This is a genomic window from Microbacterium sp. NRRL B-14842, from assembly GCF_050470785.1.
Window position 1 is genome coordinate 1 of record NZ_JBFLUM010000075.1, and the last position, 17,938, is coordinate 17,938.

At 71.0% G+C, this 17,938-nt stretch carries 15 protein-coding genes and 8 pseudogenes; 15 read left to right on the forward strand and 8 right to left on the reverse strand.

From position 1 onward, the window contains the following. Window positions 1-231: hypothetical protein (locus AB1285_RS25055; protein ID WP_429978109.1), on the reverse strand; the 231-nt coding region annotated here is incomplete at its 3' end. A gap of 66 nt (window positions 232-297) precedes the next feature. Here AB1285_RS25055 and AB1285_RS25060 point away from each other — a divergent pair. From AB1285_RS25060 to AB1285_RS25085, 6 genes and pseudogenes are all read left to right on the forward strand, one after another. Then, window positions 298-543, forward strand: a pseudogene (locus tag AB1285_RS25060) (sensor histidine kinase); the annotation flags it as partial. Window positions 544-634: 91 nt separating this feature from the next. Continuing rightward, window positions 635-883: pseudogene (locus tag AB1285_RS25065) on the forward strand (sensor histidine kinase); the annotation flags it as partial. A gap of 97 nt (window positions 884-980) precedes the next feature. After that, a complete protein-coding gene (locus AB1285_RS25070) occupies window positions 981-1,181 on the forward strand; it encodes a hypothetical protein (protein WP_429978110.1) in 201 nt (66 codons plus the stop codon). 45 nt (window positions 1,182-1,226) lie between these two features. Then, window positions 1,227-3,212: pseudogene (locus tag AB1285_RS25075) on the forward strand (M13 family metallopeptidase). Between the two features lie 113 nt (window positions 3,213-3,325). Beyond that, a pseudogene (locus tag AB1285_RS25080) lies at window positions 3,326-4,292 on the forward strand (serine hydrolase). Between the two features lie 122 nt (window positions 4,293-4,414). Continuing rightward, a complete protein-coding gene (locus AB1285_RS25085; RefSeq protein WP_429978111.1) occupies window positions 4,415-4,648 on the forward strand; it encodes a hypothetical protein in 234 nt (77 codons plus the stop codon). A 252-nt stretch (window positions 4,649-4,900) separates the two neighbouring features. Here the strand turns inward: AB1285_RS25085 and AB1285_RS25090 are convergent, their stop codons facing one another. Then, window positions 4,901-6,343: an MFS transporter gene (locus AB1285_RS25090; protein WP_366237026.1), complete on the reverse strand. Its 1,443-nt coding sequence runs from the start codon at window positions 6,341-6,343 to the stop codon at window positions 4,901-4,903. 724 nt (window positions 6,344-7,067) lie between these two features. On the opposite strand from AB1285_RS25090, the gene AB1285_RS25095 reads away from it, so the two are divergent. Then, window positions 7,068-7,757: a GNAT family N-acetyltransferase gene (locus tag AB1285_RS25095; protein ID WP_259953894.1), complete on the forward strand. Its 690-nt coding sequence runs from the start codon at window positions 7,068-7,070 to the stop codon at window positions 7,755-7,757. 15 nt (window positions 7,758-7,772) lie between these two features. Here the strand turns inward: AB1285_RS25095 and AB1285_RS25100 are convergent. Continuing rightward, a pseudogene (locus AB1285_RS25100) lies at window positions 7,773-9,206 on the reverse strand (peptide MFS transporter); the annotation flags it as partial. 153 nt (window positions 9,207-9,359) lie between these two features. On the opposite strand from AB1285_RS25100, the gene AB1285_RS25105 reads away from it, so the two are divergent. The 5 genes and pseudogenes from AB1285_RS25105 (at window position 9,360) to AB1285_RS25125 (ending at window position 13,443) form a co-directional block, all read left to right on the forward strand. Then, a complete protein-coding gene (locus AB1285_RS25105) occupies window positions 9,360-10,745 on the forward strand; it encodes a glycine--tRNA ligase (RefSeq protein ID WP_312674775.1) in 1,386 nt (461 codons plus the stop codon). A gap of 152 nt (window positions 10,746-10,897) precedes the next feature. Further along, complete coding sequence (locus AB1285_RS25110; RefSeq protein WP_429978112.1) at window positions 10,898-11,491, forward strand: hypothetical protein; 594 nt, start codon at window positions 10,898-10,900, stop codon at window positions 11,489-11,491. A gap of 272 nt (window positions 11,492-11,763) precedes the next feature. Continuing rightward, window positions 11,764-12,891 (forward strand): ATP-binding cassette domain-containing protein, encoded by a 1,128-nt coding sequence (locus tag AB1285_RS25115; protein WP_429978113.1) that lies wholly within the window; start codon window positions 11,764-11,766, stop codon window positions 12,889-12,891. Between the two features lie 58 nt (window positions 12,892-12,949). Next, a pseudogene (locus tag AB1285_RS25120) lies at window positions 12,950-13,033 on the forward strand (ATP-binding cassette domain-containing protein); the annotation flags it as partial. Between the two features lie 50 nt (window positions 13,034-13,083). Continuing rightward, the gene (locus AB1285_RS25125) at window positions 13,084-13,443 is read left to right on the forward strand and encodes an ATP-binding cassette domain-containing protein (RefSeq protein ID WP_429978114.1); all 360 of its coding nucleotides are present in this window, start codon (window positions 13,084-13,086) and stop codon (window positions 13,441-13,443) included. Window positions 13,444-13,534: 91 nt separating this feature from the next. Here the strand turns inward: AB1285_RS25125 and AB1285_RS25130 are convergent, their stop codons facing one another. The 5 genes from AB1285_RS25130 to AB1285_RS25150 form a co-directional block, all read right to left on the reverse strand. After that, window positions 13,535-13,663 carry a hypothetical protein gene (locus AB1285_RS25130; protein ID WP_429978115.1) on the reverse strand — a complete coding sequence of 43 codons (129 nt, stop codon included), beginning with the start codon at window positions 13,661-13,663 and terminating at the stop codon, window positions 13,535-13,537. A gap of 299 nt (window positions 13,664-13,962) precedes the next feature. Next, window positions 13,963-14,496, reverse strand: coding sequence for an HhH-GPD-type base excision DNA repair protein (locus tag AB1285_RS25135; protein WP_429978116.1), 534 nt, complete (start codon window positions 14,494-14,496; stop codon window positions 13,963-13,965). Between the two features lie 499 nt (window positions 14,497-14,995). Next, entirely contained in the window at window positions 14,996-15,274 is a 279-nt protein-coding gene (locus tag AB1285_RS25140) for a class I SAM-dependent methyltransferase (protein WP_429978117.1), read from the reverse strand. Window positions 15,275-15,335: 61 nt separating this feature from the next. Next, entirely contained in the window at window positions 15,336-15,791 is a 456-nt protein-coding gene (locus tag AB1285_RS25145) for a hypothetical protein (RefSeq protein WP_429978118.1), read from the reverse strand. Next, entirely contained in the window at window positions 15,775-16,137 is a 363-nt protein-coding gene (locus AB1285_RS25150; protein ID WP_429978119.1) for a hypothetical protein, read from the reverse strand. The genes AB1285_RS25145 and AB1285_RS25150 overlap by 17 nt, the downstream gene beginning before the upstream one ends. Before the next feature lie 1,025 nt (window positions 16,138-17,162). Here AB1285_RS25150 and AB1285_RS25155 point away from each other — a divergent pair. From AB1285_RS25155 to AB1285_RS25165, 3 genes and pseudogenes are all read left to right on the forward strand, one after another. Further along, window positions 17,163-17,414, forward strand: a pseudogene (locus tag AB1285_RS25155) (uroporphyrinogen decarboxylase family protein); the annotation flags it as partial. 98 nt (window positions 17,415-17,512) lie between these two features. Beyond that, window positions 17,513-17,620: pseudogene (locus AB1285_RS25160) on the forward strand (uroporphyrinogen decarboxylase family protein); the annotation flags it as partial. A gap of 62 nt (window positions 17,621-17,682) precedes the next feature. Next, window positions 17,683-17,938 (forward strand): uroporphyrinogen decarboxylase family protein (locus tag AB1285_RS25165; protein ID WP_429978120.1); only part of this gene is annotated, 256 nt, incomplete at its 3' end.

A 17,938-nucleotide genomic window follows, 5' to 3' on the forward strand; every position in this document is an offset into this window, starting at 1 on the left:
CGTGGCGAGAGGGGACGGCTGATGACGATGCCCTCCGGTGCGGTCGTCCTGCAGATCGTCGTCACGAGCCTGCTGGTGGCGATCGTCGTCGCCCTCACCGCCGTACTTCTCCTGCGAGCCCTTCGGCGTCGCGGACTCCGCGCACAGCTGATGGTCGTGGCGAGTGCGGGCACGGTCGCGATGGCGGGGGCCGTGGTGGCGATCGCACTCGAGATGTACCTCTCCGCCCACGACCTGACGATCCTCCTCACCGTGATCGCGGTCTCGCTCGTGCTCGGTCTGGGCATGGCGTGGTGCATGGCGCGGACGGTGCGCGCCTGGGTCGAGGGGTTCTCGGTATCGCTGGGCAGGATCGGTCGGACGGACGACGCGGTGGTGGACGCGGCGGCCACTCGGGAGCTCGCCGGCCTCTCGACACAGCTCGCGGTGGTCTCGGCCGAGGTGGATGCGGCGAGGGCCGAGCTGGTGCGGCTGGACTCCGCCCGTCGGCGCTTCTTCGCCTGGATCTCGCACGACCTGCGCACCCCGCTCACCGCGGTCCGTGTGCTCGCCGAGGCGGTGGAGGACGGCGCTGCGGTCGCTCCGGAGCGTTTTCGCCGGTCAGGTGCGGGGACAGGTGGAGACGATGAGCCGGATGGTCGACGACCTCTTCGAGCTGTCCCGCCTCACGTCCGGCGCGGTGCAACTGCAGACCGAGCAGGTGGTCCTGTGGGATGTCGTCTCCGATGCGGTGGCCGACGTCGCGGCCGCCGCGGCGAAGCGCGACCTCCGCATCGTCGAGCGCGGGATCGCCGGTCCGGTGCTCTGGGCCGATCCGCATCAGCTCGGCAGGATCGTGGTGAACCTGCTCACGAACGCCGTCCGGCACGCCCCTCCGGGCACGGAGATCGTGCTGTCCGCGACGATGGTCGACCGGGACCGACTCGTCCTGGGGGTGCTGGATCAAGGGGCCGGTTGTGGCGGTGGAGGACCTGGATCGGATGTTCGACGTCGGCTGGCGCGAGGACACGGCGCGAGCGACGGCCGGCGACGAGGACGGGGTCGCGTCGGGTGCCGGGCTCGGGCTGTCCATCGCCAGAGGCCTCGCGCGTGCGCACGGCGGTGACGTCTTCGCCGAGCGTACCGCCGCCGGGTTCCGCATGAACGTCTCGCTCCCCGTGGGGGCCCCTGGGCATCCGTGACGCCGTCTGGACACCGTGGGGGACCCCGGCCATAGGCTGGAGCGCATGACCGATGTGCTTCCCGCGGGCCTCGCGCTCGATGACCTCAGCCCCGACATCCGCCCGCAGGACGATCTCTATCGTCACGTGAACGGCGCCTGGATCGCTCGCACCGAGATCCCCGGAGACAAGGCGCGCTGGGGCTCCTTCCACCTGCTGGCCGAGCAGGCCGAGGCAGATGTGCGCGCGATCGTCGAGGAGTCGCAGGAGGCGGAGGAGGGGACTCTCGCCCGCAAGATCGGCGACCTCTTCGCGAGCTTCATGGACACCGATCGCATCGCCGCCGCCGGTGTGACCCCGCTGGCCGAGACGTTCGCCGAGATCGACGCGATCGACGGCATCCCGGCCTTCCTGCGCACCGTGGGGACCTACGACCGGGAGGGCCGGGCGGCGGTGATCGGCCTCTACGTCGACGGCGACCCCGGGAACCCGGAGCGCTACCTCCCGGTGCTCGTGCAGGCCGGACTCTCGCTGCCGGACGAGAGCTACTTCCGTCTCGACACCTTCGCAGAGACCCGCGCGGCGTACCGGGAGCACCTCGAGCGCCTGCTCGCTCTCGCCGGTGTCGCCGATGCCGCCGCGCAGGCCGAGCGCTCCATCGCCCTGGAGACCGAGCTCGCCGGGCACCACTGGGACAACGTGCGCAGCCGTGACGCGGTGGCGACCTACAACCTCAAGACGTGGGACGAGCTCCAGGCCCTCGCCGGCGTCGACCTCACCCCGTGGCGCGAGGCCGTGACGCCGACGAACCCGCGGGCGTTCGACGAGGTCGTCGTCGCGCAGCCGAGCTTCTTCGAAGGGCTGGGCGGCCTGCTCACTCCCGAGCGTCTGGACGACTGGAAGGCCTGGCTGCGTGCGAAGGTCGTGCACGCGGCGGCGCCCTACCTCACCGACGACCTCGTGCAGGAGAACTTCTCGTTCTACGGCACCCCAGCTCACCGGCGTCCCCACGATCCGCGAGCGCTGGAAGCGGGGCGTGTCGGTCACCGAGGGGGCGCTCGGCGAGGCGATCGGCAAGGTCTACGTCGAGCGGCACTACCCGCCGACGGCGAAGGCAGCCATGGACGAGCTCGTCGCGAACCTCGTCGAGGCGTACCGGCAGAGCATCGAGACGCTGGAGTGGATGACCGCCGAGACCCGGCAGCGTGCGCTCGCGAAGCTGGACGCCTTCACGCCGAAGATCGGGCACCCGGAGGTGTGGCGGGACTACTCGGCCCTCGTGATTCGACCCGGCCGACCTCCTCGGCAACGTGCGCCGCGCGGCGATCTTCGAGCACGACCGCAACATCGACAAGGTCGGGAAGCCGATCGACCGCACGAGTGGCACATGCCGCCGCAGATGGTGAACGCCTACTACAACCCCTCGATGAACGAGATCGTGTTCCCCGCGGCCATCCTCCAGTACCCCTTCTTCGACGCGGGGCGCGACGCGGCGGCGAACTACGGCGGGATCGGCGCGGTCATCGGGCATGAGATCGGCCATGGCTTCGACGACCAGGGCAGCCGGTACGACGGCGAGGGGCGCCTGCAGGACTGGTGGACCGATGCCGACCGCGCCGCCTTCGAGGAGCGCACGAAAGAGCTCATCGCCCAGTACGACGCCCTCGTGCCGGAGGGGCTGGACGCCGAGCATCACGTGAACGGCGCCCTCACCATCGGCGAGAACATCGGCGATCTGGGCGGGCTCGGCATCGCGCTGAAGGCGTATGAGCTGTCCCTGCGCGCCGATCCCGCGGTCCCTGAGCCCGTCGAAGGCCCGGTCATCGACGGCTACACCGGTGTGCAGCGGCTGCTCCTGTCGTGGGCACAGGTCTGGCAGCAGAAGAGCCGGGACGCCGAGACGCTGCGTCTGCTGACCATCGACCCGCACTCGCCCAACGAGTTCCGGTGCAACCAGATCGTCCGCAACATCGACGCGTTCTACGAGGCCTTCGGGGTCACCGAGAAGGACGCCCTGTGGCTTCGGAGTCTTCCCGGGTGACCATCTGGTGACGAACCTCCGCACTCTGTGAGACGCGCCCCGGCGGTGGGGTTACGATAGCCCTGCCGCCGGGGGCGCCCCTTCCCGGAAGCGCAGTATCCCTCCCCCTCCTGAAGGACCACGCGTGGGTGCGACCGACCCTGGTGACGCGTTCCGGAACGCCTCGGCTCCCGGAGCGTCCGGGAGCGCGCCCGAGTCGGCCAGCGGTCGCCGTTCGCAGCGGCCGGGAGCCCGCCGGCTGCCCCGCCGCGTGGCCGTCGGTCGGCGGTCGTTCACCTCGACGCTGAAAGCTCTCGAAGGCCTGGCGAACGCCGGGGCACAGGTGTCGGTGCACGTGGTCGACCTCGACTCCCATGTGCACGTGCTGGCGGGGGACGACCACGTCACGATGCCCGTCGCGGGGCTCGGTGTGGTCCCCCTGCTCATCGAGGTGGCGGCGGCGTTCGAGTCCGGCGCTCTCGACCCTCTCGAGATCGTCGAGCGCTCGAGCGTCGAAGCCGTGGAGAGCTCCGGCCTGTGGCGGCATCTGCGGGCACCGGCGCTGCCGCTGGAGGATCTCGCCGTGCTGGCCGCCACCGCCGGAGATCCGATCGCCGTGAACATCCTGCTGCAGAAGGTGGGGCATGACCGGGTGCGGGAGCGCATCGAGGAACTGGGTCTGCGGCGCACCGCCCTGCTCGACCGGTTCCGCGACCGCCGCGGTCCGGACGACGCCCCGCAGGTCGCCGTGGGGTCGGCGCGCGAGCTCGCGGGTTTGTTCTCCGCGCTCGTCAACTCCCAGGTGGTGGATGCCGCGGTCAGCGCCCAGGTGTCGGAGTGGCTCAGCCTCAACCAGGACCTCAGTCTCGTGGCCGCCTCGACGGGGCTCGACCCCTTCGCGCACGAGCACGATGCCCACGGCCTGCTGTTCGTGAACAAGACCGGCCGCGATCGGGGGGGTGCGCGCCGAGGCCGGTGTGCTCGCGGGGCCGCGGGCCGGTGTCGCCTACTCGATGATCGTGTGCTTCGATGACCTCTCGATCAGCCACCGCCTCCGTGCGCACGACGCCTTCCGCGTGCTCGGGGTCGAGCTCATGGAGTACACGCACTGACTTCGCACGCCTGTCCCCGCGCGTCAACGCAGGCATCCGCGCAGAATCAGGCTTCTGGAACAGCAATGAGCCTGGTCTCGCGCGAGCGCCTGATCGAGGGCAGGGGCGGCTAGCATCGGGGGATGCCTCACGCCTGGACTCCGCACCGCCGCGACGACGGGGAGCTGCTCGGCTGGATCCATCCGGAGGGCGCGGACTGGGTCGCCGTCGACGTGCTCGGACGCAGGGTCTCCACCCCCGGCGAGTGGCTGGACGCGGAGGCCGCGCTGGAGGAGCACGGCATCGCGTGGCTCGCCGATCCGTGGATGCTCGAGGGCGAGGGGACCGCCCGCTCCGGGTGCGCATCCTCGAAGTGACACCAGACGAAGAAGGGGTTCCGGGGCGCATCGTCGTGAAGGTCGACGACTTCGGAGACATGACCCGACCCGCGACCGCACGGTTCACCCTGCCGTGGCCGCTGCCCGCCCCGCCTCCGGCCACCGCGTGCCGACGACCCGGATCCGCGAACGATCTCCCGCTGAGACCCGGCGCCGCGTCGCAGATCCGCCGCACGTCGCACGTTCTGCGGCAATCCCTGCGACCCCGACGCGAATCTGCGACGGGCCGAGTCAGCCGGGGAGCGAGGGGTGCTGCTCCGTGGCACGGCGCCGCGGAATGAACAGCGAGAGGATCACGGCCACGATGCCGGCGGCGATCGCGAGCCAGAAGCACACCTCGAACGCCGTCCGCGTCGGCACGGCCACGCCTCCGACGTCGACGCTCATCGCCGCGAGCACCCCGCCCATCACGGCCGAGGCCGTCGAGGTGCCCACGGAGCGGAACAGCGCGTTGAGCCCGTTCGACGCCCCGGTCTCGTTCGCGGGCACGGAGCGCATGATGATCATGGGCATCGCGGCGAAGGTGAACCCGATGCCGACGCCGATGAAGATGTTGGCGACGAAGATGTGCCACACCTCGGTCGACCACAGCAGCACGAAGACGTAGGCGAGCACGATCGCGATGGCGCCGACGGTGAAGAGCGGACGCGGCCCCACGGTGCGCTCCAGCCATCCGGACAGCGGCGAGATCACCATCATGACCAGACCCGCCGGCATGATGACGAGCGAGGCGGCCACCATGTCGAGCCCGAACCCGGCGCCGCCCACCGCCGGCATCTCCAGCATCTGCGGGAAGGTGACGTTGGAGGCGAACAGGGCGAAGCCCATGCCGATCGCGGCGATGTTCGTGAAGAGGACGGCGGGCCGAGCGGCGACCCGCAGGTCGAGCAGCGGATCCTTCGCGCGGAGCTGATACCAGCCCCACAGCAGCAGGACCGCGACGCCGCCGATCACGCAGACGAGGGTGAGCGGTGCCGTCCAGCCCCACTCGGCGCCGCGCGACACGAACAGCAGCAGGCCCGTGAGGCCGATCGCGAGTCCGATGGCCCCGAGCACGTCGAGGCGGCCGGGGGAGCGGAGCACGTCCTCCGGCACCACGGCGAGCACGAGGAGCAGCCCGAGGACTCCGAGGGCGGCGGCGAGCCAGAACAGCATGTGCCAGTCGGCGTTCTCGGCGAGCAGTGCGGCGACGGGCATGCCGATCGCCCCGCCGACGCCCATGGTCGCGCTCATCAGGGCCACCGCGGTGCCGAGGCGCTCAGGCGGCAGCACGTCGCGCATGATGGCGATGCCGAGGGGGACGACGCCGGTCACGGCCCCCTGGAGGGCGCGGCCGATGATCACGCCGACGATCGATCCGGAGAGCGCGGCGATGACCGAGCCCACGATGAGGATCGCGAGGAGCACGATGACGACGCGGCGCTTGCCGTACATGTCGCCGAGACGGCCGGAGATGGGGGTCGCGACGGCGGCCACGAGCAGGGTGATCGTGACCACCCAGGTGGTGTCCTCGCGGGAGGAGTTCAGCAGCTGCGGCAGCTCGGCCTGCAGCGGCACGACGAGGGTGAACATGAACGACGAGCACAGGCCCGCGAACGCGAGCACGGCGATGACCGCCCACCGCGGAGGGGTACGGGAGAGGCGTTTCCTGGCTCTGTCGTCGTTCGCACCCACCGGCTCAGGCTATAGGCGTTCCCGGAGTGGAGGGGCCGATGTGGTTGCATGGCCGGATGACCGACGACTCCGCGCCCGTGCAGCGCCCCGCCGACTCCGCGTACCACCGCCGGCTCCCGATCGGGGAGGTGCTCGACGCCTCGGCGCTCGCGGAAGGCCTGCCCTGGGCGTTCGAGAGCATCACGATGCGACCGCTGGAGCCGATGCTCGTGCCGGAGGAACCCCGAGCCGGCGAGCAGGACCCGGCCGAGTGCGGCCACTGCGGTCCGAGCGTGCACACCATCTGGCACGACGACCTCTGGCAGGTGCGTGCCGGGTGGGATGTCGGCGGCCTGCCGTTCATCGGCGGGGTCGCGCCGCGTGAGCACTGGCTCCTCGAGAACGCCCCGCAGGAGGTGCTCGCCGCTCTCGGACCGCTGATGCAGCGCGTGTCGGAGGCGGTCAAGAGCATCCCCGGCGTCGCCCGCTGTCACTTCGGCCGCTGGAATGACGGCTCCGCGCACATGCACATGTGGGCGCTGGGCCGTCCGGCCGGCATGATGCAGGGACGCGGCGCGGTGCTCGCGTTCTGGGACGGGATCCTGCCGCCGCTGCCGGCGGAGATGGCCGAGGACCACCTCCGCATCGTCGCGGAGGCGCTCGCCGCGGCGGGGGACAGGCCTTTCCGCACCGGTGACCCGGGGTCGGTTTCCGCGAACGGGCGGAGGAGGGGCAGACTGGGATCGTGCGAACCATCCGCGATCTCGACACCGTTGAACTCATCCTCGACGCCCAGAGCCTGCTCGACTCCATCCGGGGTCCGCAGCGCGTGGTGGACGCCGGGACCCTGCGCGCCCTGCAGCAGTCGGGCAACTACGTCGTCGGCTTCTTCGACGGCGAGGGCGACGAGGAGCGCATGGTCGGCGCCTCGATCGCCTTCTTCGGCGAACCGGCCCGCCGTGCCATGCACTCGCACATCACGGCCCTGCTGCCCGAGTACCGAGGGCGCGGATGGGGGCGGGAGCTCAAGGAGCACCAGCGGCAGTGGGCCTTCTCCCGCGAGGTCGGCCGCATCACGTGGACCTTCGACCCGCTGGTCGCCCGCAACGCGCACTTCTTCCTCACCGTCCTCGGCGCCCGCGCCACGGGCTACTCGGTGAACCGCTACGGCATCTTCGGCGGCGGCGATGCGGGCGACGAGAGCGACCGCCTCGACGTCGAGTGGGCCCTCGCGGACATCGCCAAGCCCCCGGCGGACGATGCGGTCGTCGAGACGCTGGAGATCCCGGACGACATCGAGGGCATGCGGGAGTCCGACCCCGCGGCCGCGCACGAGTGGCGGCTGCGCCTGCGCGCGCAGATGGAGGGCCTGCTCGGCAGCGGTCTCACGATCGGCGGCTTCGAGGCCGGTCGGGGCTACCTCTTCACCGCGTGATCGGCGGCGCGGCCGTCACCGCACGCCGCGCATGAGCCGCAGCACCGGCTTCACGCTCAGCAGCAGTCCGATGCCGACGAGGATCGCGATGCCGCCGAGGATCGAGAAGTACGGCACCTCGTTCCCCGGATCGTAGAACTTCACGAGCTCGCCCGAGATGGCGGTGCCGAGGGCGATGGACAGGAAGAACAGCGCGACCATCTGCGTGCGGAAGACGGCCGGGGCGAGCTTCGTCGTCACCGACAGCCCGACCGGCGAGAGCAGCAGCTCGGCGACGGTGAACACGAACAGGATGCCGACGATCGCGAGCAGCGGCGTCGAGTTCGCACCGCCGCCGGAGAACGGCAGGAACAGCAGGAACGCGGAGCCCATGATGATGGCGGCCAGTCCGAACTTGACCGGGGTCGACGGCTGACGCTTCCCCAGCTTCGTCCAGATCGCCGCGAAGACCCCGGACAGGATGATGATGAACACCGGGTTGATGGACTGCACCCACGACACCGGCATCTCCCACCCGAACAGGTCGCGGTCGAGCCGCTTGTCGGAGTAGATCGTCAGCACCGTGAACTGCTGCTGGTACAGCGACCAGAACGCGACGCTCGTGAGGAACAGCGGCAGGAACCCCCAGACCCGCGAGCGCTCGGTGGCGTCGATGCGGCGACTGCCGAGGATCACCGCGAAGTAGGCGACCGCGGCGACCACGGTGACCCCGATCACGATCGTGGCGAGGTTGTCGGCCTGGATGACTCCGGTCAGCACGAGCACCGCGATCACGACGACCGCACCGACCGCGATGCCGGCGACCAGCGGGTAGCGCGTGCGGGGGAGCGGGTTCGGCACCTCGCGCGAGGAGGCGGGCAGGCCGCGGCGGCCGAACGAGTACTGCACGAGACCCAGCGTCATGCCGAGGGCGGCGAGGCCGAACCCCCAGTGGAAGCCGAGGGTCGACTGGAGCAGCCCGGTGAGGATCGGTCCGAGGAAGGCGCCGAGGTTGATGCCGAGGTAGAACAGCGAGAACCCGGCGTCGCGTCGTTCGTCGTCCGGACGGTACAGCGTCCCGACGACCGACGTGGCGTTCGCCTTCAGGCCTCCCGAGCCCAGGGCCACGAGCACGAGTCCGACCCCGACGCCGACGAACCCCGGCAGGAGCGCGAGGGCGAGGTGGCCCGAGACGATGACGATGGCGCTGACGAACAGCACCCGCTCGGAGCCGAACAGCCGATCGGCGAGCCAGGCCCCGAGGATGGTGGACAGGTACACGGAGCCGCCGTACGCGCCGACGATCCCGCCCGCCACCGCCTCCGGAAGCCCGAGGCCGCCGTCGGTCACCGAGAAGTACAGGTAGATGAGCAGGATGCCCTGCATGCCGTAGAAGCTGAACCGCTCCCACATCTCCACGCCGAAGATGTGCACGAGCGACCACGGCTGCCCGAAGAAGCGGGTGTCCTCGTCGCGGGAGGCGGGCGGTGTGCGCGGTGGTGCTCATGCGTGGGACGGTACTCCTCCCGCGGGTCCCGCGGCCAGGGGTTGCGCTCCGGCCCCGGATAGACTGGGGGTGCCCGTGCTCACGGGCATTCTCCGCATCCGACCATTGGAGCCACCGTGGCCGAACAGTCCCGTCTTGACAAGGTCATCGCCCTCGCCCGCCACCGCGGGTTCGTGTTCCAGGCGGGTGAGATCTACGGCGGTTCCCGGTCGGCCTGGGACTACGGCCCCCTCGGCACGGAGCTGAAGGAGAACATCCGGCGGCAGTGGTGGCAGACCTTCGTGCGCGGTCGCGGCGACATGGTCGGCCTCGACTCCAGCATCATCCTGCCGAAGCGCGTGTGGGAGGCCTCCGGCCACGTCGCGACCTTCACCGACCCGCTCGTCGAGTGCCTGCAGTGCCACAAGCGCTTCCGTGCCGACAACCTCATCGAGGACTTCGAGGCGCGCAAGGGGCGGAAGGCCGAGAACGGTCTCGCCGACATCCCCTGCCCGAACTGCGGCACCAAGGGGCAGTACACCGAGCCGAAGGCCTTCTCCGGTCTGGTGAAGACGTACCTCGGTGTGGTCGACGACGAGTCCGGCCTCTACTACCTGCGTCCGGAGACCGCGCAGGGCATCTTCGTGAACTTCGCGAACGTGCTCACCGCGAGCCGCAAGAAGCCGCCGTTCGGCATCGGCCAGGTCGGCAAGGCGTTCCGCAACGAGATCACCCCCGGCAACTTCATCTTCCGCACCCGCGAGTTCGAGCAGATGGAGATCGAGTTCTTCACGCCGCCCGCCGAGGCGCCGCAGTGGTTCGACCACTGGGTGGAGGCGTGCTGGAACTGGTTCATCGACCTCGGGATCGACCCCGAGAACATGCGCCAGTTCGACGTGCCGGAAGACGACCGCGCGCACTACTCGGCCGGCACCATCGATGTCGAGTACCGCTTCGGCTTCGCGGGCAAGGAGTGGGGCGAGCTCATGGGCGTCGCCAACCGCACCGACTACGACCTCTCCAGCCACAGCGAGGCCTCCGGCCAGAGCCTGACGTACTTCGATCAGGCCACGGGCGAGCGCTACACGCCGTATGTGATCGAGCCGTCCTTCGGCCTCACCCGCGCGATGATGGCCTTCCTCGTCGACGCGTACGTCGAGGAGCAGGTGCCCAACGCCAAGGGCGGGACCGACACCCGCACCGTCCTCAAGCTCGACCCGCGCCTGGCTCCGGTCAAGGCGGCGGTGCTCCCGCTGTCGCGCAACGAGAAGCTGTCGCCGCTCGCCCGCGAGGTCGCCGACACGCTCCGCGGCTCGTGGGCCGTGGACTTCGACGACGCCGGTGCGATCGGTCGCCGCTACCGCCGCCAGGACGAGATCGGCACGCCGTTCTGCGTCACGGTCGACTTCGACTCGCTCGACGACCGCGCGGTGACCGTGCGCGACCGGGACACCATGGCGCAGGAGCGCGTCCCGATCGACGAGCTGCACGCCTACCTGGCGGAGCGCCTCCGCGGCGCGTGACGTGACGGCACCGGGGGGAGCCGGCGCACGGGGGGAGTCCTCGCCCGTGCGTCCGGTCGCGGCCATCGTGCTCGGCGCGCTCGCCGTGTCGTGGATGATCCTCACGGTGCTCGACCTGCGCGAGAAACGACGGCGCGGGGCCCACCATCGCGATGTTCGGCATCCCGGCGCTCGCGGCGGCGGTCATCATCCAGATCGTGATGGCGCGGCTGGGGGAGCGCACGCGGGTGCCGAAGGCCGTGTTCTGGTGGGTGCTCGCGGTGCTGCCGCTCGGGACCCTGGCGGGCTTCGTCGTGGCGATCCTCCGCGACCCGGACTACTTCATCGCGGACGAGGGCCCCTGGATGCTCCTCTGGGTGCCGGTCTTCATCGTCGTGGGGCTGCTGCTCGGCGCCCTCGTCTGGTTCTTCTTCGTGTTCCCCCTCGTGTCGCTCGTGACCGTGATCCGCTTGATCGCGCGCGGGGAGGCGAAGGCCGGCGCCCTCATCATGCCGATCGTGCTGCTGAGTCTCGGCGTGCTGAGCATCGTGGGCGGACTCTCGATCGACACGGACAGCAGCGGCCGCGCGTCGTGGGGATCGATCATCGCCGCGTTCCTCGGTCTCCCCGGGAACTACGAGGTGATCTGGGAGCCCGGCCTCTGGATCGTCCGCGGCATCGTCCTCGCGATCATCCTCCTCTTCGCCGTCCCCGCCGCCCACGCCCGCCTCTCCTCCCGCCTCTCCTCCCGCCTCCGCTCCCGCTGAGCCCCCGGGTTCCCGCCGAGACCCCGGGCCGCGTGTGGGGGTAGGTCGGGGTCTCGCCGAGAAAGCGGGGTCTGGCGGGCGCGGAGTGACCCTGCTATGGTCGCTCCTCGTGGGTACTCTGATTCGCTAGATCGGGACGCCGCGTCGAGAGCTCTTCTCCGCGGTGGGTCCTGAGCGACCCGCACCCGAGCAGGGTGCGGTCGAGGTTCCTGTTCCCCGCGTCATCGACGCAGATCCCGGCGGTGCGCGTGCGCCGCCGGAGAGGACCCCTCATGTTCCCTGTACCCTCGCCCCCTTCCGACACTCCGGCCCGCGTTCATCGCGAGTGCGCGCTGCAGGCCGCCTCCGTCCGGTTCGCCGACCGTCTCGTGCTGAACCGCATCGATCTCGCCGTCGGACCCGCCGACCGCCTCGCCGTCATCGGCGACAACGGCGCCGGGAAGTCGACGCTGCTCGATCTGCTCGCCGGTGCTCTCGCGCCGACATCCGGGGAGGTGCGGCTCGACCTCCCCGGCGGGATCGCTCATGCCCGGCAGAACCCCGTGTTCGCGGATGGAGCGTCGATGGCCGATGCCATCGACGATCTCCTCGGCGACCTCCGCGTGCTGGAGCGCGACCTCGGCCACGCGTACGAGCTCCTCGCCGCCGGGGGCTCCGCCGAGCGTGCGCAGCAGATGGCCGCTGTGGCCCTGTTGCAGGACCGTTTCGAGTCCCGCGAGGGATACGACGTCGACCGTCGCATCGACACCGCCCTGGAACAGCTCGGGCTGGGCGGAGTGGACCGCGCGCGACCGGTGGCCGCGCTGTCGGGCGGAGAGCGGGCGCGGCTCGCTCTCGCGGTCGCCCTCTCTTCCGGAGCCGAGCTGCTGCTCCTCGACGAGCCCACGAACGACCTCGACGATCGGGCGCTGACCTGGCTCGAGGACCGTCTCGCGGCGCACCGCGGAGCGCTGGTGGTCGTGACCCACGACCGCGACTTCCTGGACCGTTTCGCGACGGCTGTCGTGCAGGTGGAGGACGGTCGGATCCGCCACTACGGCGATGGTTACGCCGGGTTCCTGCGAGCGCGCGAGGCCGAGAGACGTGCGGCGGTCGCGCGCCACGAGGAGTGGAAGGCCGAGGTCGCCCGGGCCGAGTCGCTGCTCGCCGCCAACGCGTTCCGGCTGCAGGCGATCCCGCGGAAGCTCGAGCTCGACGGCTTCGGTCATGGCGCGTTCCGGGCGCGGAGCCGCGACCACGGTGCCGTCGGACGCATCCGCATGGCGAAGGAGAGGCTGGCGCGGCTCCGGGCGGACCCGTGCCCACCTCCACCGGAGCGGCTGCGGTTCGTGGTCGCAGCAGAGGATCGGGCACCGCTCGACGACCCGCTCCTGACCCCTCGATGCCGTCTCCCTCCGTGAACCGGGACGACGGCTCGACGTGTCGCAGTGGACGATCGAGGCCGGTTCGCGGTGGCTCGTGACCGGGCCGAACGGCGCCGGGAAGACGACGCTCCTCCGCCTCCTCGTCGGCGAGCTGATCCCCGCGTCCGGGACGATCCGCCACGCGGACGGGCTGCGGATCGCGTTCCTCCGGCAGGAGGTCGATACCGTTTGCGAGGCACGGCCATCGAGGTCTTCGCGGCGCGGACGGGGACGCCGCCGGCGGATGCGCACGACGCTCTCCTGGCTCATGGACTCTTCCGCAGGCCGGAGGCGGACCGCGACGTGCGGACACTCTCGGTCGGGCAGCGTCGCCGGCTGGATCTCGCGGTCGCCCTGGCGTCGCGGTTCGACCTGCTGCTGCTCGATGAGCCGACGAACCATCTCGACCCCGAGCTCGTGGAGCAGCTCGAGGACGCCCTCGTCGATCACCCCGCCGCCGTCGTCACAGCGACGCACGACCGCCGGTGGCGGCGTCACGCGGCGCACGCGCGGCGCGTGCAGGTCGAGGAGGGGGTGGCCACCACCTGAGACCCCGCCCTCCCGCCGAGACCCCGGGCCCCACACGTCCCCACGCCGGGGTCTCGGCGGGAACCCGGGGTCTCGGCGACAGGAGGGGGAGTTACGACGTGATCGTCAGGTGCATACGCGCGTCGCCGCCGGACTCGACCCAGGCGCGCGAACGCTCGAGGATCCCGCGCAGCACGTCGAGGTCGACCTGGTCGAGGTCCTTGATGTAAAGGCAGCCCACCCTGTCGTGTGGGGCCGAGCGCGCCGAGAGCCTCCGCGTGGGCGTCCACGCCGTCCGAGGGAGGTAGATCGTCGTCGCGGCCTTCCGGGGGGCGAAGCTCAGAATGCCGCTGTCGCCCTCCGTCCCGGTGGGGGTAGCGGTAGTGGCAGGAGCCGAACCCGATGATCGAGCCCCAGGTCTGCGGTTTCGCGTCCGGAGATGTCCCGCAGGAGAGCGGTCAGCGTCTCCGCGTCACGGCGACGCACGGCCGGGGAGGAACGGGCGATCAGCCCGGCGACGTCCGTCCCCGGTCGGCTGCACTACGTCGCCGCCTTCGCCGCGGCCTTCATCGCCTTCTTGTACTCGCGCACCTTCGTCAGCGACTCCGGCGACACGATGTCGGCGACGCTGCGGTACGAACCGTCCTCGCCGTAGGGAGCGGAGGCCTCCCGCCAGCCCTCGCCGGTGAACCCGTACTGCTTGCCGAGGAGGGCGAGGAAGATCTTCGCCTTCTGCTCACCGAAGCCGGGAAGAGCCTTGAGTCTCTTGAGCACCTCGGCGCCGCTCGGTTGGGTCCCTGAGCTGTCGACGGGCCTGAGCCTGTCGACGGGCGCGTCCAGAGGAGCGGCGGCGTCCCCGTCCCAGTCGTCGACGAGCGCCTGGCACAGGGTCTGCACCCGCGTCGCCATGGATCCGGGGGAACCGTGCACGGCGGGGGTCTGCCGAAGCGCTCCAGGAACTCCTCCGGTGCCATGCCCGCGATCGCCGCGGCATTCCGCGGCGCCGGTGCGCTGCTCGATCTTGAGCGGACCGGAGAACGCGGTCTCCATGGGGATCTGCTGGTCCAGCAGCATGCGATCAGCAGAGCCGTCGATTCTCGGTCAGCAGGGCGTCGGCGGCGGTGTCTCCGGTGATGTGAAGGGCCATGCCTCCCATCCTCTCTCACTACGGGGCGGCGGATTCGCAGATGCAGAGCTGGGGGTCGAGGAGCCCCGCCCGAAGAGGCTGCCGTCCCAGCCGCCGAAGCGCTTGACCAGTCGGAGTCCGGCATGCGCAAGGAGCACCGGCAGTTCCTGGGGAAGATGCTCCGCACCTCGATGGACACCGTCTGGAAGTCGGGCTCGGAGTCCGTCGAGAAGTACAGGTGCCGCGCGTCACCTGTGCGGCGGCATCATAGGCGTCCGCGACGTCGACGCGGACGTCGCCGCGGTCGGGATCGGCGAATGTCGTGCGCGGGCGCCGGACGCCGTCGGCGTCAGCCAGGAGCCGCACGTCGGGATGGAAGACGTCGAAAGCGAACCGTCCGCCGGGCGCGAGGTGCCGCCGTGCCGCGCGGAAGCACTGCACGAGTCGTCAGCCTCGTGCAGGTGCAGCAGAGGCGTTGCCCGCGATGAAGATGAGGTCGAACTCGTCGCCCAGGTCGAGGTCGCGCATGTCGCCGTGCTGCCACTCGACAGACACACCGCGCTCCTCAGCCTTCTGACGTGCCACAGCCAGCATGTCGAGCGACAGGTCGAGTCCGACGCTCGGGTGCCCCGTCGCCGCGATCGGGATCAGCTTCTGACCGGTTCCGCATCCGAGCTCGAGCACGCGACCGCCCACGCTGTCGGCTTCGGCACGGTAGAAGTCCACGGCTGCCTCGCTCGTCGGAAACAGGAGGTCGTACAGCTCGCGTCCGAGTACAGATCCTGGGTCATTCGCGCCTCCTCGTGCCCCACGCTCTCACAGCGCGGATCCTCGCGCAGCCCATGGCTCCCGCCCTCTGGTCCATCAGCATGTCGACGCGCAGCACACGCTCTCGTTCCGCAGCGTCGGGCGGCGGTGTCTCCGGTGATGTGGAGGGCCGCGCCTCCCATCTCGCCCACACGGGATCAGGCTGTGGCGGCGTCTTCGACCGTGTCGCGGCAGGGGCGATCCCGTACAGCGTCGCGAGCGCGGCGGCGAACTCGTCCGCGCGACCGGCGGCGGCGAGCTCATGAGCCCGCACGGTCGGCGTGTGCAGCAGCACGCCGGAGAGGTGCCGGAGGGCCTGCTCGACCTTGCCGTCCTCGTCGCCGCGGGCGCGCGCACGGTCGATCTCGCGCCTCCAGCAGCTCGAAGATGTGCGACCGGAACGCGACGACCGACGGGGGTCACGCTCTGGCGGCACCGACGACGTGGAAGGTCTCCGCAGCCTCGCGGACGACGCTCCGGGCGGCGTCCGTCGCCTGCAGCTCCTCGAGCGGGGCGTGCAGGCGGATGGTCTCCAGGTCCAGCAGCGCGACGCCCTCCAGTGCGGCCACGGCAGGTTCGACGTTGCGCGGCATGCCGAGGTCGACCACCAGCCGGCTCGGGACCCCGGTGGTGCCGCTGGTCGCGCTGACGGGGCAGCCCGCGGCCGCGAGGCCGACCGGGAGCTGCAGGTGCTCCGGGCCGAGCACGGGCTCGGTCGCGGTGGTGCAGGTGATCAGCAGCGTGGAGTGCGCCGCCGTGCGGGCATACTCCTCGGCCGGCACTCGGGCGGATGTCGTGCTTGGCCGCGAAGATCTCGGCGCGGCCCGAGGGGGAGTAGACGGAGATGTCGACGGCGCCGCGCTCGCGCAGAGTCGCGAGGGTTGACGGCGGCGTAGGCTCCGGTGCCGACCAGCAGCACGCGCTCGGCGGACCAGTCGCGATGCGGCTGTCGGCGAGTTCCAGTGCGAGACGCACGAGAGATCGACCGGCGCGGCCGAGGCGGTGACGTTCTTGACCTTGCGCTGCGCCTGGCTCGCGCGCAGGACACAGGGCTCGAGCTCGGGGGAGGTGGTGCCGTCCTTGCGGGCGGACTTCAGGGCACGCCGCACTGGCCGGCGATCTCGCCCTCGCCGGAGACGACGGACTCGAGACCGGAGGCCACGGAGAGAGGTGCTCGGCGACGCGGCGACCGGAATGCACGGCGTAGGCACCGTCGAGGTCGGCGGCGGGAATGCCGGTCGCGGACTCGACGGCTCGATCACGGCTTCGACGCCGATGGCGCCGGCCGCGGTCACGGGCTCGTCCATTTTCCACGTACGCCTCGAAGCGGCTTTGCACGTCGCCAGGACCACGGCACCCTGCACGCACGGCGCCATGCCCACGATGGTGGGAGCGACGTCGTCGGGGGTGCGGCTCAGGCGTTCGAGCAGTTCGAAGGAGGCGGTCTTGTAGACTCGCCGTCACACACAGCAGCACCCTTCAATTGTACCCGAGCGTACGGAGCCGGGACTCGGCGGCTCCCTAGGCGCCGGATGGGAGGATGGGGGCATGGCACTCTCCGACGCCCCGCTGCTGCGCGCCCTCACCGGCGACCGCCCCGCCACCGCTCGGTCTGGTTCATGCGCCAGGCGGGCCGATCCCTGCCCGAGTACCGGGAGCTGCGGGTCGGCACGCGCATGCTCGACGCCCTGCCTCACCCCCGACCTCGCCGCCGAGATCACCCTCCAGCCCGTGCGACGGCACGGCGTCGACGCGGGCGGTGTTCTTCAGCGACATCGTCATCCCGCTGCGTCTCGCCGGCGTGGACGTGGAGATCGAGCCCGGCCGCGCGGCCCGGTCTTCGCGAACCCGGTGCGGACGCTGGCCGACGTCGACGCATCACGGCGATCGATCCGGACAGCCTCGACGGCAGCGCGATCGCGGAAGCCGTCGGCATCGTCGCCGCCGAGCTCGGCGGACACCCCCGGTCATCGGCTTCGCGGGAGCCCCCTTCACGCTCGCGGCGTATCTCGTCGAGGGCGGTCCGTCCAAGGAGCACCTGCGTGCGCGCGGCATGATGCACGCGGAGCCCGAGGCCTGGCACCGTCTCGCGGGCTGGCTGGCGCAGATCCTCGCGGCGGTTCCTGGAGACGCAGGCGCGATGCCGGCGCCGCGGTCGTGCAGCTCTTCGACAGCTGGGCGGGTTCCCTCAGCCCCGCCGACTACCGCACCTTCGTGGCGCCGCACTCACGGACCGCTCTGGACGGCATCGGCGTCCCGACGATCCACTTCGGCGTCGGCACCGGCCCCTTCCTCGGCGACATGCGGCTGGACGGCATCGCCGACGCGTGGGGGTCGACTGGCGGCTGCCCCTCGACGAGGCCGCCGCGATCCTCGGCCCCGACGTCTCGGTGCAGGGGAACATCGACCCCGCGTTCCTCGGCGCGCCGTGGCCGGTGCTCGAGGCGCATGTCCGCGACGTGCTCGAACGCGTCGCGCGGCCCGCGGGCACATCCTCAACCTCGGCCATGGTGTGCCCCGGAGACCGACCCCGACCAGCTCACCCGTATCGTCGAGCTGGTGCACGCCGGCTGACCTCCGTTC

Coding starts and splice junctions, on each gene's coding strand:
- AB1285_RS25070 (WP_429978110.1), top strand. CDS start 981: ATGTTCGACGTCGGCTGGCGCGAGGACACGGCGCGAGCGACGGCCGGC.
- AB1285_RS25135 (WP_429978116.1), bottom strand. CDS start 14,496: ATGCTGCTGGACCAGCAGATCCCCATGGAGACCGCGTTCTCCGGTCCG.
- AB1285_RS25110 (WP_429978112.1), top strand. CDS start 10,898: ATGTTCGGCATCCCGGCGCTCGCGGCGGCGGTCATCATCCAGATCGTG.
- AB1285_RS25085 (WP_429978111.1), top strand. CDS start 4,415: ATGCCTCACGCCTGGACTCCGCACCGCCGCGACGACGGGGAGCTGCTC.
- AB1285_RS25115 (WP_429978113.1), top strand. CDS start 11,764: ATGTTCCCTGTACCCTCGCCCCCTTCCGACACTCCGGCCCGCGTTCAT.